Genomic DNA, 14,385 nt, shown 5'->3' on the forward strand with positions numbered 1-14,385 from the left:
GATCGCGAAGAACAAGAGGAAACGCCACGGGGCGATACGATTGATATTCATGCCACTGCTCGCCATGAGCGCAGAACCTACAATCGGCAAGTTGGTTGCGGAGGCGAAACATAGCCTGGTTCTGGCTCATTCTGGGAGGCGTATTCGAAGTCGGCTTCACGACGTCGCTGCGTTTCGTCGATGGCTTCAGGAATGCTCCGTGGACGATCGCCTTTCTCGCTTCGGTCGCAATCAGCATGGGCTTGCTGGAGCTTGCGTCCCGCTCGATCCCGATGGGAACGGCCTATGCGGTCTGGGGCGGGATCGGCGCGGTCGGCACGGTGATCGTCGGCATCCTCTGGTTCGGCGAGCCTGCGGCGACCGTCCGCATATTGCTGATCTTCGCAATCGTGGCGGCGATTGCGGGCTTGAAGCTCACCGCCTAAGTCCCCCGCAATGACGACGCCCCAGCCCGTTCGCGGGACCCAGAGCTTGCTAGGAGAAGAGGCCGACCGCTTCCACGCAGTGGTCGACGCGTTCGATCGCGTCCGCCGCCTGTTCGGCTTCAGGCGCGTCGAGGTTCCGGTGATCGAGCAGACCGCCGTCTTCGCTCGCACGATCGGCGAGACCACCGACGTCGTGTCCAAGGAAATGTATTCGTTCGAGGATCGCGGCGGCGAGCTGATCACCCTGCGTCCGGAGTTCACGGCGGGCATCTGTCGGGCCTATCTCAGCGAGGGTTGGCAGCAGTTCGCGCCGCTGAAGCTCGCGGTGCACGGACCGGCCTTTCGTTATGAGCGTCCACAGAAGGGCCGCTTCCGCCAGTTCCACCAGCTCGACGCCGAAGTGATTGGGGCAGGCGAGGCCGCTGCGGATGTCGAACTGCTGTCGCTCGGCGACCAGCTATTGCGCGAACTCGGCATCCACGAAGGCGTGACGCTTCAGCTCAACACGCTTGGGGATGCGGAGACGCGCGATGCCTGGCGGTCGGCTTTGATTGAGTATTTCGAAGCGCATCGCGATTCGTTGTCCGAGGACAGCCTGGCCCGGCTCGAGCGCAACCCACTCCGTATTCTCGACACGAAAGATCCGAAGGAACGCCCGATCGCGGACGCCGCGCCTTCGATCGACGATTATCTGACCGGTGAGGCTTCCGATTTCTTTGGGCAGGTGACGGCCGGCCTCGATGCGGCGGGTGTGAAGTGGGTAAGAAACTCGCACCTCGTTCGCGGGCTGGACTATTACCGTCACACGGCTTTCGAGTTCGTCACCGACCGGCTTGGAGCGCAGGGGACGGTGATCGCCGGCGGCCGCTATGACGGCCTAATCGAGGCGCTCGGCGGTCCGCATACGCCAGCCGTCGGCTGGGCGGCCGGAATTGAGCGGCTGGGCATGATGATCGATGCGCCCAAGCCGGAAGCGGCGACCGTGGCGGTCGTGCCGCTCGGCGATAAGGCCGAGGCTGCGGCGCAAGGAATCGTGGCAGGACTTCGCCGCGAGGGCATCGCCGCCGACATGGCCTATCGCGGCAACATGAAAAAGCGGCTGAGCCGCGCGAACGCGTCGGGCGCTAAATATGCGCTAATCCTTGGCGACAATGAGCTCGAGAGCGGAGAGGCGCAGCTCAAGGACCTCACAACTGGTGAGCAGCGAGCGGTATCGCTCGACCTGATCGGGGATGCGATCCGCAAATGACCCAGATTTCGTCGGAGCGTATCGCGTCCATCGAGGCGAAGAAGCAGGAACTTGCCGACGCAATGGCCGCTGGCGACCTCTCGCCGGACGACTTCGTGCGCCTGTCCAAGGAATATGCGCAGATCGAGCCCGTCGCTGCGGCTGCTCGCGAAGTCCGCCGTCTGCGCGCCGAGCTCGAAGTCCTGAACGGGATGGTGGCCGACCCCGCGGCGGAAGCGGAGCTGAAGGAGATGGCTGCGGCCGAGGCCGACGAGATCCGTCACAAGCTTCCCGACGCCGAGCGCGCCCTGGCCATCAAGCTCCTGCCTCGCGATTCCGCCGACGAGCGCGCTGCAATGCTCGAAGTCCGCGCGGGAACTGGTGGCGACGAGGCCGCGCTTTTCGCAGGCGACCTGCTCCGAATGTACCAGCGTTTCGCGGAGTCGCAGGGCTGGAAGTTCGAATTGATCTCCGCGAGCGCGTCCGACGTCGGAGGCTACAAGGAAGCCGTCGCCTCGATCATCGGACCGGGCGTCTTCGCTCGACTCAAGTTCGAAAGCGGGGTGCATAGGGTTCAACGCGTGCCGGCGACCGAGAGCGGCGGGCGCATTCACACCTCCGCTGCGACCGTTGCCGTGCTTCCGGAAGCGGAGGATGTCGACGTCCAGATCGATGACAAGGACCTGCGCATCGACGTCTACCGGTCCTCCGGTCCCGGTGGTCAGTCGGTCAACACCACCGACAGCGCGGTGCGCATTACCCACCTGCCGACCGGCCTCGTCGTCATCCAACAGGACGAGAAGTCGCAGCACAAGAACAAGGCGAAGGCGATGAAGGTTCTGCGCACGCGCCTTTTCGAAATGGAGCGAGAGCGTCTCGCCAGCGAGCGCGCCGGAGCCCGCAAGTCGATGGTCGGTTCGGGTGACCGCTCCGAGCGCATCCGCACCTACAATTTTCCGCAGGGCCGGGTGACTGACCATCGGATCAATCTGACGCTGCACAAGTTGCCGGAGATTCTCGAAGGGCCGGCACTTGGCGAACTTCTCAACGCGCTGGCCGCGGAGGACGAGGCGGAGAGGCTCGCCGGTCTCGAACAAGCGTGACGACCATCCCCGAGCCCTCTCCCGGGCGACCAACGAACTGGGACCAGTCAGCGACACGCCTCGCCTCGACGCCGAATTGCTGATGGCCGAGGCGCTCCACATCGACCGTGACAGGCTGATCCTGTCGCCGCCCCAGCGCGAAGCTCCCGACCGCTTTTTCCAGATGGTCGATCGGCGAAAGGTTGGGGAGCCTGTTGCCTACATCACCGGCCGGCGCGCCTTCTGGAATATCGAGCTGCACGTTGGGCCGGGGTGCTAATCCCGCGGCCGGACAGCGAGGTTCTGATCTCGTCTGCTCTCGAGCATTTCGAAGGCGCGGATGGGCCGAAGCGGATCCTCGATCTCGGCACGGGTCCCGGAACGCTTCTGTTGGCCGCCCTCGATCTTTGGCCCGGTGCGACCGGTCTGGGCGTCGACGTCTCGCGGCAGGCCATGTCCTATGCGGCGGCAAATGCGCGGCGGCTCGGGTTCGAGCCCAGGGTAGAGTTGATTGAAGGCGACTGGGCCAAGGGGATCAGCGAGAGGTTCGACCTCATCCTCTGCAATCCGCCCTACGTCGCGGAAGATGCCGAACTTGGACCGGGAGTCCGTGAATATGAGCCGGACGAGGCACTTTTCGCGGGCAAGGAAGGCCTCGACGCCTATCGTGAATTGGCACCCCAGCTTCCTCGGCTGCTGAACAAAGGGGGCTCGCCGCCGTCGAGATCGGCCATGATCAGGCCGAGGCGGTGACGGGGCTTCTCGCTCGCGATGGGCTTTCCGCCCGGATCGCGAACGACCTCGCCGGCCGGGCAAGGGCGCTGCTGCTAACTTGGAGTGTTTAGAAATTCGCTTGGCATCCGCCTGTTCCGACACTACATCTAAGTCAGGACCGGGCTCGCTCCCTTGAGAGAAAGCTGAGCAGATCCCGCTCCACCCCGACGCAATCGGCCGTTCGCATCGTGTCCATGAGACACAGTTCGGAACGAGAGGGTCAGGCCCGGCACGTGGAATTCGTGCTGGTCTGGCAGTCTCAGGTGAAGGGGAAAGCTTCTTGTTAAGGAAGTAGGCATTTGATCAATAATCGTCAGGGCGGCCGCAGGCGCGGTCGTGGGGTCAGAGGGGACAAAGCCTCGGGGACAACCCGGAGGTAACCGTCAGGACAACCGGCAGCGCGGAAACGCGGCGCAGCTGCTCGAAAAGTACAAGAGCATGGCGCGCGATTCGCAACTCGCCGGTGATCGCGTCCAGAGCGAGTATTACCTCCAGTTCGCGGAGCACTATTTCCGCGTGCTGAGCGAAAGCCGTGCCCGTTTCGAGGAACAGAATCCGCGTCGCCAGCGCGACGACGAACTCGACGAGGACGACGGCGACGAAATGGAGACGTCCGGCGAAGACAATTCGGACATCGAGGAAGAGCAGGCCACGCGTCCAGAGCGCAACGACCGCCGCGACCGTGCCGAGCGCCCGGAGCGTCAGGAGCGCCAGCGCCGTTACTCGCGCAACGATCGTCCCCGCGACGAAGGCGATGAACGCAACGGCCTCGAGCGCGGCAATGGCGCCGACGAGCGGATTCCGATGGATGTTCTTCCGCCGGCGATCGGGCGCGAAGAAAGCGCGAATGACGAGGGTGAGGAGGAGGCCATTGAGGCCCGCCCCCGCCGTCGCGCGCGACGTCCCCGGTCCCAGGATGAAGGCGACATCGCTCCCGCCGCGTGATCTTCACGCTCAACAGGGACAAGAGCCGAAAGCTCATTGAGGGCCTGACCGAGGCCGCAATCATCGTCCGCGGCGCTTCCGTCGTTATGAGCAATGCCGCGGCCCGCAACCTTCTCGGCATCGGGATCGAGGGCGTTGACGTTCGGCAGGTACTGCCGCATCCGGCGCTGATCGAGCGCCTTGTTCGGGGTGGGTTGACCGGGCCCGAAGAAATCGAAGCCGCGGGCTTCGGCGGGTCACGCCGCCACTGGCTCGCCCGAATCGCGCCGCTTGGGGACGGCGCAATACTCGTCCGCCTGATCGACCGAAGCGAAGCGCGTGCCGCCGAGCAGATGCGCGTCGATTTCGTCGCCAATGCGAGCCATGAGTTGCGGACGCCGCTGGCTACGCTGATCGGCTACACCGAGACCCTTCGTGAACATACCGGCGAATTGGACGGCGAGACGCAAGGGCGGTTTCTGGCGATCGTTCACGAAGAGGCTCGCCGAATGCAGCGGGTCGTTGAAGACCTCATTTCCCTTTCCCGCATCGAGGCCGAAAAGTTCACGACCCCGACCGAGGCCGTAGATCTCGAGCAGTTGATCGAAGTAGCGGTCGAAAGCGCCAAGCGGATGGCCGACGAACGCGGGTCGGCGCTTCTCTGCAAGATAGAGCCTGGATTGCCTCCGGTTGCGGCCGATCGCGTGCAGATACTCCAGGTGCTGGACAACTTGATCACCAACGCGCTTCGGTACGGCGAACCAGGAACTCCGGTCGAGGTCTCGGCATCGCTCGAGGACGAAATGGTTCACCTCCGCATCGTCGATCAGGGCGAGGGAATCGCGCCGGAGCACATCCAGCGACTGACCGAGCGATTCTACAGGGTCGACACGAGCCGCAGCCGGTCGCTCGGCGGGACGGGTCTCGGCCTTTCAATCGTCAAGCATATTGTCGAGCGACACCGAGGCCGCCTGACCATCGAGAGCGAGGTCGGGAAGGGCACGACCGTGCACGTCCTGCTGCCGGTTGCTGCGGGATCGCTGTCATAGAAGTGTAACAGAAGAGTCGCGAAGAGGTCGCTGAACTGCCGCTAGGGCCGATTTCGAAATTGGCCCGAATGGGAGTTCGCAAGTGAACAAGATGATGATTGCGCTGCCGCTTGCGGCGGCGCTTGCCGCGTGTGGAAGCAATGGCGGCGGCGAAGGCGGGGCCGCGAAACAACAGCTGAAGGTGGTCGGTTCCTCGACCGTCTATCCCTTCACGACCGCGGTCGCCGAACAGTTCCAGCGCGATAATCCCAATGTCAGCGTAGTCGTGGAATCGACCGGCACGGGCGCGGGCATGAAGCTGTTCTGCGGCGGTGTCGGCGCGAACTTCCCCGACATAGAGAATGCTTCGCGCGCCATCAAAAAGAGCGAGTATGACTCATGCGTCGCCGCCGGTGCGAAGACGATCATCGAGGTCCCGATTGGCATCGACGGACTGACGTTCATCGAAGCCAAGGGCAGCCAGCTCGCCAACCTGACGCAAGCCGACATTTACAAGGCGCTTGCCGCCAATCCGTTCGGCAAGGGCCCGAACACGGCGCAGACCTGGAAGGACGTCAATCCGGCGCTTCCGGCCATCAAGATCCGCGTGCTTGGCCCACCGCCGACGTCGGGCACCCGCGACAGCCTCGCCGATCTCTATCTTGAGAAGGGCTGCAACACCGATCCGGCGATGGAAGCGCTGAAGAAGTCGGACGAGAAGAAACACAAGGACGTCTGCACCAAAATCCGCGAAGATGGCGCCTATGTCGAGGCTGGCGAGAATGACAATCTGCTGGTCCAGAAGGTCAGCGCCGAGCCGGGCACAATTGGCGTGCTGGGCTTCAGCTACCTCGAAGAGAATCTGGACAAGGTTCAGCCTGTTCAAATTGCCGGCGTTTCCCCGACGGAAGCGACGATTGCCGACCTCTCCTATCCGGGCGCCCGCAAGCTCTACATCTACCTGAAGGGCGAGCACCTGGCGGCAAAGCCGGCCCTGCGTGACTTTGTCGCAGCCTATTCGAAGGCGTGGGGCAAGGGCGGTACGCTCGAGAAGCGTGGACTGGTTCCCTTCGCTGGAGCAGACTCGGAAGCTGCTGCCAAGCAGGCCACCGAGCTCAAGCCGCTCGACCCGGCGACCCTGAAGTAAGCCTCGCCAGCGCCGGCCGTGACGCTCGGAATTGCCTTGATCGTGGTCCTGCTGATCGCTTCGGCGGTCGGCGGGATCGCGTTCAACAGGGCACGGCAGCTCCGCGCGGGTGGAAGGCTTCACTCGCTTCCCGTCTACCACGGCATTCACGCGGCCCTTTGGGTCGTGGTGCCCGCCTTACTAGTGCTCGCCGCATGGTCTCCCATGCAGACCCGGCTCGTCGACCAGGCAGTGCTATCAAGCCCGAAGGCAAGGCGCTTCCCGACTTCGAGATGCAGCGCGATTCGATCCTCGATGAGGCGCGGCAAATTGCTCACCATGAGATCGAAACCGGCTTTAATCCGGAATCGACGTCACTCGCGCCTCGCGTAGCGGAAGCGGAAGGCCGCTATGCGTTGATTGGGGGCATTGCCGCCATACTGATTGCGCTCGGTGCTGCAGGCGTCCTGCTCCTGCGGAAACGTGATCGCGAGTTCCGGGCGCGGACGTCGGTTGAGCGCTGGATGAATGGCCTGCTGATCGGCGCCTCGCTGATCGCGATCTTCACGACCCTCGGGATCGTCCTGTCGTTGCTGTTCGAATCCCTGCGATTCTTCCAGCTGGTGCCGATCACCGACTTCCTGTTCGGGCTGTCCTGGAGCCCGCAGATGGCGATCCGCGCCGACCAGGCCGGCTCGTCGGGCGCGTTCGGATCGATCCCGCTCTTCTGGGGCACGATCCTGATCGGCGCGATCATCGCCATGATCGTCGCGATTCCGCTTGGTCTGATGAGCGCGATCTATCTCACCCAATACGCCAGTCAGCGGGCACGGGCGGTCATCAAGCCTGTGCTCGAGATTCTCGCGGGCGTCCCGACGGTGGTCTACGGTTATTTCGCCGCCCTGACTGTCGCTCCCTGGATCCGCGAAGTCGGAATCTCACTGGGCATCGAATCGGCAAGCAGCGAGAGCGCGCTCGCCGCAGGCCTCGTCATGGGCATTATGATCATTCCGTTCGTCAGCTCGATGGCCGATGATTCCATCGCCGCCGTTCCGCAGGCGATGAGCGACGGCAGCCTCGCGCTCGGCGCAACCAAGTCCGAAACCATCCGCAAAGTTCTTCTCCCCGCCGCGCTTCCGGGCGTCGTCGGGGTGTATTGCTCGCCGTCAGCCGCGCAATCGGCGAAACGATGATCGTCGTCATGGCTGCCGGCCTAGCCGCCAACCTTACCGCCAATCCGTTCGAAAGCGTGACGACGGTCACCGTTCAGATCGTCCAGTTGTTGACCGGTGACCAGGAATTCGACAGCGCCAAGACGCTGGCGGCTTTCGCGCTCGGCCTGGTGCTCTTCCTGATCACCCTGGTCCTGAACCTGATCGCTCTGACCGTCGTGCGCAGATACCGAGAAGCCTATGAATAGCGTCGCTTCAGAAGCCGCCATCACTCGCTGGACCGGCGATGCGATGCAAAGCCGGCTGCGCAAACGCTACCGCTCGGAGCGGCTGTTCAAGCTGCTCGGCTTCGCGGCCGTCGGCATTTCGCTTGCCTTCCTGGCCTTTCTCCTCGGCACGATGCTGTGGAAGGGCGCGGGCGGACTAAGCCTCGGCTTCTTGACGATGTCGGATTCGACCGACCCGGCGACCGCCGGCGTCTGGGGCGCGCTGAAGGGTAGTTTCCTGACCATCGTCGTGACGATGGCGTTAGCCTTCCCGGTCGGAGTGCTGTCCGCGATTTACCTCGAGGAATTCGCGGCACGGAACCGTTGGACCGACATGATCGAGGTTTCGATCAACAACCTCGCGGCCGTTCCGTCGATCATCTTCGGCCTGCTCGGCCTCGCCGTATTCCTGAACTTCATGCACCTGCCGCGCTCCGCGCCATTGGTGGGCGGCCTGACGCTGGCGCTGATGACCATGCCGGTCATCGTCATTGCCGGCCGGAACGCGATTCAAGCCGTCCCGCCCTCGATCCGCGAAGCTGCGCTCGGCGTCGGGGCGTCGAAGATGCAGGTCGTTTTCCATCACGTGCTGCCGCTGGCATTGCCGGGCATCTTGACCGGGACGATCATCGGCATGGCACGTGCGCTCGGCGAAACCGCACCGCTGCTAATGATCGGCATGCGCGCCTTCATCGCGGTCCCGCCGTCAGGCATTACCGATCCGTCTTCCGTTCTTCCGGTCCAGATATTTCTCTGGTCCGACGAGGTCGACCGCGCGTTCGTCGAGAAGACGAGCGCTGCGATCATCGTTCTGCTCGTCTTCATGCTGATGATGAACGGGCTCGCTATCTATCTTCGCAACCGCTTCGAGCAACGCTGGTAGGCCCATGCTTATGACGACCACGAAAGCCCCGACGATCGCGCCGCCGGTCCCGCTGCACGCCGACGAGGAGCCGCACGTTACGACCAAGCGGGCACCCAAGATGCGGGCAAAGGACATCAGCGTTTTCTACGGCGACAAGCAGGCGCTGAAGGATGTCTCGATCGAGATCCACGACGATCGCGTGACCGCTTTCATCGGCCCGTCGGGCTGCGGCAAGTCGACGTTCCTTCGCTGCCTCAACCGCATGAACGACACGATCCCGTCCGCGCGCGTCGCTGGCCGGATCGAGCTCGATGGTGAGGACATCAATGCGCCGGCGATGGACGTGGTGCAGCTACGGGCCCGGGTCGGAATGGTATTCCAGAAGCCGAACCCGTTTCCAAAGTCGATTTACGAGAATGTGGCCTACGGTCCCCGCATCCACGGACTTACCGCGTCGCGGACCGAGCTCGACGAGACCGTCGAGAAGTCGCTGAAGCGCGCCGGTCTTTGGGATGAGGTCAAGGACCGCTTGAACGAGAGCGGCACGGCTCTGTCCGGTGGACAGCAGCAGCGCCTTTGCATTGCGCGTGCCATCGCGGTCGATCCGGAAGTCATCCTGATGGACGAGCCCTGCTCGGCGCTCGACCCGATAGCGACGGCTCGCATCGAGGAGCTGATCCACGAACTTCGCGGCCGCTACGCGATCGCGATTGTCACGCACAACATGCAGCAGGCGGCGCGCGTTTCGCAGCGCACGGCTTTCTTCCACCTCGGCGAGCTGGTCGAATATGGCAAGACCAGCGACATGTTCACCAACCCGCGCGAACAGCGCACCCAGGATTATATCACTGGGCGGTACGGCTGATCGGAGCAGAGACGATGCAACAACAGACCGGTCACACACTCAAGGCATTTGACGAGGATATCGATCGCCTGCGCGGGCTCATCAGCGAGATGGGCCAGCTAGCCCACCAGGCGATCCGAGAATCCATGCGCTGCCTGATCGAGCGAGACACCGAAGGAGCGCTTCGGGTCGTCGAGCGCGACAAGGAGATCGACCGCCTCGAGATCGAGACGGAGAAGCGCGTTGTTCAGTTGATCGCGCTTCGCGCGCCGATGGCGGGCGATCTTCGCGATGCCGTTGCGGCGCTGAAGATCTCCGGCGTCGTCGAGCGCATCGGCGACTATGCCAAGAACATCGCCAAGCGGGTCCCACTGCTGGACGGCGCCAGTGACATCGAGCCAGTCTCGCTGCTTCCGGAAATGGCACGCATCGCGACCGACATGGTCACGGACGTGCTTCGGGCATTCGTCGAGCGTGACGCCAAGGGCGCCGTCCGGGTTTGCGAGCGCGACCAGGCGGTCGACGATTTCTACGATTCCATCTTCCGCACTTTGCTGACGCACATGATGGAGAACCCGCACAATATCGGCCAATCGGCCCACCTGCTGTTTGTGGCAAAGAACCTCGAGCGGGTTGGAGATCACGCGACGAACATCGCCGAGATGGTTTATTACGCCGCGACCGGCGAGCATATGGTTGAGCCCAGCAAGAAGCGGCGTCGGAAAACGACATGACGAAGAAGAAGCTACTCCTCGTCGAGGACGATCGTGCGCTCGCGGAGCTTCTTATCTGGCATTTCGAGCGCGAGGACTTCGATGTCCGTCGCACGGGTGACGGCGAGGAAGCGCTGTTGCTGGCTGCGGAAGAGGCGCCGGACGTCATCATCCTCGACTGGATGATCGAAGGGATCACGGGCCTCGAAGTTTGCCGGCGGCTTCGTCGTCGCTCCGAAACCGCAAACGCTCCGATTATCATGCTCACCGCTCGTGGCGAGGAGAGCGATCGCATCCGCGGCCTCGAGACCGGCGCGGACGACTATGTCACCAAGCCGTTCAGCCCGCGCGAATTGGTCGCTCGTGTCGAAGCCGTGCTTCGCCGTGTCCGGCCGGCGCTTGCCGCCGAGCAGCTTGGCTACGAGGACGTCGAGATGGACGTTGCCGCTCATCGCGTTCGTCGAAGCGGCAAACCCGTTTCCCTGGGCCCGACCGAATTCCGTCTGCTCCGCCATTTTCTCGAGAATCCGGGCCGCGTCTTCTCGCGCGAGCGGTTGCTTGACACGGTCTGGTCGCACGATCCCGACATCGATCTCAGGACGGTCGACGTGCACGTTCGCCGTCTCCGCAAGGCGCTGAACGACGGCGGGCAGAAGGACATAATCAGGACGGTCCGCTCGGCGGGCTATTCGCTCGACGCCGAGGCCTGAGAGTCACCCGAAAACCTCGTCACGAGACTGAAACAAACCGGTCATTTTCGAGTCTTTGCACGCTCCTAGAGAATGATTGTCGCGGCTGAGCCGCCGACCATTCCAAGGGGTATTATTCAGATGTCTTCCAAGATTTTGGCTCTGGCGGGGTCGCACTGATGGCAACCACCGCCAGCACTGCCGCTGAAGCCCGCACGCAGATGCGCGCCGTCGGCTCTTCGACCGTCTATCCGTTTGCCAAGATCGTTGCCGAGCGCGTCGCTCGCGCCAACGGTCGCCTCGGCACGCCGATCATCGAATCGACCGGGACCGGCGCCGGAATGAAGCTGTTCTGCGCCGGCGTCGGCGAGCGCTTCCCGGACATTGAGAACGCCTCACGTCGGATGAAGGCTTCTGAAGCAAAGCAGTGCGCCGCAAACGGGGTGACCAAGGTCACCGAGATCCAGGTCGGCATCGACGGGATTTCGCTGGCAACGTCCAAGCGTACGCCGCTTGCCAACCTGACCACGCGCGACATCTACCTCGCACTCGCCAAGACGCCGTTCGGCAAGCCGAACAGAGCGAAGACCTGGAAGGACGTAAACGGCAAGCTGCCGGCGCTTCCGATCCGAGTCTATGGGCCGCCGCCCACGTCCGGCACGCGTGATGCGCTCGGCGAGCTGATCATGACTGCGGGCTGCGACAGCAACCCCGGCATGGCAGCGGTAAAGAAGGCCGACGAGATCAAGTACAAGGCCATCTGCACCGCGATGCGCGAGGACGGCGCCTTCATCGAGGCGGGCGAAAACGACAATCTGATCGTCCAGAAGCTCGAGGCAAACCCCGGCACCGTCGGCATCTTCGGCTATTCTTACCTCGAAGAGAATACGAACCTGCTGAAGGGCCTCTCCATCAACGGCGTCGCGCCGAGCTACGACTCGATCAGTTCATTCAAGTATCCGGGTGCTCGCCCACTCTACGTCTACGTGAAGAACGCTCACGTCGGTGCGATCCCGGCGATCCGCGCCTTCGTCGCCGAGTTCACCAAGGAGAGCGCATTCGGGCCGAACGGATATCTTCGCCAGGCGGGTATGATCGCGTCGCCGACACAGGTGCGGGCCCGCTCGCAAATGGCTGCACGTGGCCTCGCTCCGCTCAACTTTGCGAGCCTCAAGTAGCAGCGTTCCGCCACACAAACTGATCGTCCATGACGGCGCCGGCCCCTTCGGGAAGCCGGCGCTGAGGCCTCACCAAAGAGGCGGGGAAAGGGAATAGAATGACTCGCAAGTTCGTAATCGCCGCGCTGCTCGCCGGCACAGCAGTATTCGCTGCGCCGGCCCAGGCCGCGGCGCAGGAAGCACCAGCCGCTCAAGAGCCGACGGCCCCGGACGCATCCGACGCCACGGCCGACGCAACCATCGCCAACACCAATCAGGTCGACGACCTGCAGGCAAAGATCGAGCTGCTGCAGGCCCAAGTCGAAGCGCTTCAGGAATCGCTGGAGGGCGTGAAGAAGCAGCAGGCCAAGGCGGTTCCTTCGTGGAAGGGCGGGCCTGAGTTCGCCGACAAGGATACCGGCTTCACCTTCAAGCCGAAGGGCTTCGCGCAGTTCGACACGGGCTATGTCGGGTTCCCTGACGGCGACGAGCGCCGCGGAACGGTCAGCGGCCTCAATTTCCAGAACCTCGGCTTCAACAGCCGCGCTCGCCGCCTCGTGTTCGGCGCGGAAGGCACGCTGCCCGGCCGGTTCGGATACAAGGTCGAATTCAACTTCGCCCAGGGCACCGTCGACTACGAGGACATCATCCTCACCTACGACTTCGAGAAGGCGCCGCTGCAGGTCTCGGTCGGTAACTTCTATCCCTATTCGAGCCTCGAAACGATGACGAGCTCGCGTCTGGGAAGCATGCTCGAGCGCGCCTCGTTCACCGATGCGTTCAACTACAACCGCCGCCTGGGCATCGGCCTGCAGTTCTCGGACAAGGCGACGGACAGCTACCTCGTACAGGCCGGCATCTTCTCGACGCCGATCAATGACGCGAGCTTCACGCGCACCGGCTGGCAGGCATCACTGCGTGCCCTGTACACGCCGACGCTCGGTTCGACCCGCCTCCATGTCGGCGCGAACTTCCAGCACCGGTCGAACAGCCAGGAATCGCTGGGTGCGCAATATCGTACGCGTCCGCTGACCCAGATCACCGACCAGCGTTTCATCGATACGGGCACGCTCGCATCGTCGGGTGACGACACGCTCGGCGTCGAGTTTGCCGCGATCCACAAGAGCCTGCACGTTGCGGCCGAAGCGCAGAAGGTCTGGGTGCGTAATACCTTCACCGCGGCCGAGCTGGCGGCGACCAACGCCGATCCGAATGACAACGATGTTGCGACCGGCACCGCGCTGAATGGTAATCCGTCGTTCTGGGCGGATATTTCGAGCTGGGCTACTTCCTCACCGGCGAGACCCGCGCCTACAAGGGTGGCAAGTGGGATCGCACGAAGGTGCTCAAGCCGTGGAACGACGGCGGCTGGGGCGCCCTGCAGATCAACGGCCGCGTCGACTATGTCGATCTTAGCGACCGCGTTGACAGCAGCGCCACCTACGCCGCGCCGTTCTACGTCAACGGCGGCAAGCAGCTGGGTCTTCAGGCCAGCCTGATCTGGAATCCCATCGATTGGGTCCGCTTCATGGCGCAGTACGGCCACGTGGAAGTGACGGGCGGTCCGCGCGCGCTTGGCTTGGTCGACCCGAACAAGCCGGCGAACAAACGCAAGTTTGGCGCCGACACGTTCGCGGCCCGGGCTCAGATCGAGTTCTAGAGCCTTTCCACCCACTCCCCGGAAAGGCACGGCAGGCCCCTCGCCCGGATGTACGGCGAGGGGGTCTTTGCTTTCTTGGCTCAGGCCGCTTCGATAGGACGCGGGCGGTTGTTCTCGTCGAGAGCGACGAAGGTGAAGAGACCTTCGGTAACCGGGACCTGCGTCGCACCGCGATCGCGGCTGGCGACGACCTCGATCCGGACCGCCATTGAAGTTCGCCCGACCCGCTCCACCTCGGCGTAGACGGAGATGACGTCGCGCAGGTGGATCGGGGCGATGAACTCCATCCTCTCGATCGCAACGGTCGCGACTGGCCCCTGCGACCGTCGGGACGCGGTGATTCCGCCCGCGATGTCCATCTGGCTAAGCACCCAGCCGCCAAATATATGGCCGTTGGCATTAATGTCGCTGGGCCCCGGAACGACGCGCAGC

Annotated in this window: 13 protein-coding genes and 4 pseudogenes (1 of these 17 cut by a window edge); 16 read left to right on the forward strand and 1 reads right to left on the reverse strand. The window is 63.5% G+C overall.

Translation table 11 applies throughout. The features are described 5' to 3' along the window. Positions 1–95 precede the first annotated feature (95 nt). The 16 genes and pseudogenes from H9L14_RS13800 (at position 96) to H9L14_RS16800 (ending at position 13,953) form a co-directional block, all read left to right on the forward strand. Entirely contained in the window at positions 96–425 is a 330-nt protein-coding gene (locus tag H9L14_RS13800) for a DMT family transporter (protein WP_246444217.1), read from the forward strand. A gap of 10 nt (positions 426–435) precedes the next feature. Then, a complete protein-coding gene (hisS, locus tag H9L14_RS13805; RefSeq protein ID WP_187708553.1) occupies positions 436–1,674 on the forward strand; it encodes a histidine--tRNA ligase in 1,239 nt (412 codons plus the stop codon). Further along, entirely contained in the window at positions 1,671–2,756 is a 1,086-nt protein-coding gene (prfA, locus tag H9L14_RS13810; RefSeq protein ID WP_187708554.1) for a peptide chain release factor 1, read from the forward strand. Before hisS ends, prfA begins: the two co-directional genes overlap by 4 nt. Positions 2,757–2,793: 37 nt before the next feature. Then, a pseudogene (gene prmC / locus H9L14_RS13815) lies at positions 2,794–3,580 on the forward strand (peptide chain release factor N(5)-glutamine methyltransferase). A 265-nt stretch (positions 3,581–3,845) separates the two neighbouring features. Then, positions 3,846–4,454, forward strand: a complete 609-nt coding sequence (locus tag H9L14_RS13820; protein ID WP_246444220.1) for a DUF4167 domain-containing protein — start codon at positions 3,846–3,848, stop codon at positions 4,452–4,454. Further along, on the forward strand, positions 4,451–5,482 hold the full coding sequence (locus H9L14_RS13825; protein ID WP_187708555.1) for an ATP-binding protein: 1,032 nt from the start codon (positions 4,451–4,453) through the stop codon (positions 5,480–5,482). The genes H9L14_RS13820 and H9L14_RS13825 overlap by 4 nt, the downstream gene beginning before the upstream one ends. Before the next feature lie 91 nt (positions 5,483–5,573). Next, positions 5,574–6,608 carry a substrate-binding domain-containing protein gene (locus H9L14_RS13830; RefSeq protein ID WP_187709995.1) on the forward strand — a complete coding sequence of 345 codons (1,035 nt, stop codon included), beginning with the start codon at positions 5,574–5,576 and terminating at the stop codon, positions 6,606–6,608. A 30-nt stretch (positions 6,609–6,638) separates the two neighbouring features. Further along, positions 6,639–8,007 (forward strand): annotated as a pseudogene (gene pstC / locus H9L14_RS13835) (phosphate ABC transporter permease subunit PstC). Beyond that, complete coding sequence (gene pstA / locus H9L14_RS13840; RefSeq protein ID WP_246444223.1) at positions 8,000–8,908, forward strand: phosphate ABC transporter permease PstA; 909 nt, start codon at positions 8,000–8,002, stop codon at positions 8,906–8,908. The pseudogene pstC and the gene pstA overlap by 8 nt, the downstream one beginning before the upstream one ends. A gap of 100 nt (positions 8,909–9,008) precedes the next feature. Beyond that, positions 9,009–9,755 carry a phosphate ABC transporter ATP-binding protein PstB gene (gene pstB / locus H9L14_RS13845; protein ID WP_222949995.1) on the forward strand — a complete coding sequence of 249 codons (747 nt, stop codon included), beginning with the start codon at positions 9,009–9,011 and terminating at the stop codon, positions 9,753–9,755. A gap of 14 nt (positions 9,756–9,769) precedes the next feature. Continuing rightward, positions 9,770–10,468 (forward strand): phosphate signaling complex protein PhoU, encoded by a 699-nt coding sequence (phoU, locus tag H9L14_RS13850; RefSeq protein ID WP_187708557.1) that lies wholly within the window; start codon positions 9,770–9,772, stop codon positions 10,466–10,468. Beyond that, complete coding sequence (gene phoB / locus H9L14_RS13855; RefSeq protein WP_187708558.1) at positions 10,465–11,157, forward strand: phosphate regulon transcriptional regulator PhoB; 693 nt, start codon at positions 10,465–10,467, stop codon at positions 11,155–11,157. Before phoU ends, phoB begins: the two co-directional genes overlap by 4 nt. Positions 11,158–11,315: 158 nt before the next feature. Then, on the forward strand, positions 11,316–12,314 hold the full coding sequence (locus tag H9L14_RS13860; protein ID WP_187708559.1) for a substrate-binding domain-containing protein: 999 nt from the start codon (positions 11,316–11,318) through the stop codon (positions 12,312–12,314). Between the two features lie 98 nt (positions 12,315–12,412). Beyond that, positions 12,413–13,429: pseudogene (locus H9L14_RS13865) on the forward strand (porin); the annotation flags it as partial. 143 nt (positions 13,430–13,572) lie between these two features. Next, positions 13,573–13,797, forward strand: a pseudogene (locus tag H9L14_RS17535) (porin); the annotation flags it as partial. Positions 13,798–13,821: 24 nt separating this feature from the next. Further along, positions 13,822–13,953, forward strand: a complete 132-nt coding sequence (locus tag H9L14_RS16800; protein ID WP_281389388.1) for a hypothetical protein — start codon at positions 13,822–13,824, stop codon at positions 13,951–13,953. An 80-nt stretch (positions 13,954–14,033) separates the two neighbouring features. Here the strand turns inward: H9L14_RS16800 and H9L14_RS13870 are convergent, their stop codons facing one another. Next, positions 14,034–14,385, reverse strand: the 3' portion of a protein-coding gene (locus H9L14_RS13870; RefSeq protein WP_187708561.1) for an acyl-CoA thioesterase. It continues 26 nt past the right edge of the window; only the last 352 of its 378 coding nucleotides appear in the window; its start codon lies beyond the right edge, outside the window; its stop codon occupies positions 14,034–14,036.

Source organism: Sphingomonas sediminicola (assembly GCF_014489515.1).
Classification (GTDB): domain Bacteria; phylum Pseudomonadota; class Alphaproteobacteria; order Sphingomonadales; family Sphingomonadaceae; genus Sphingomicrobium; species Sphingomicrobium sediminicola.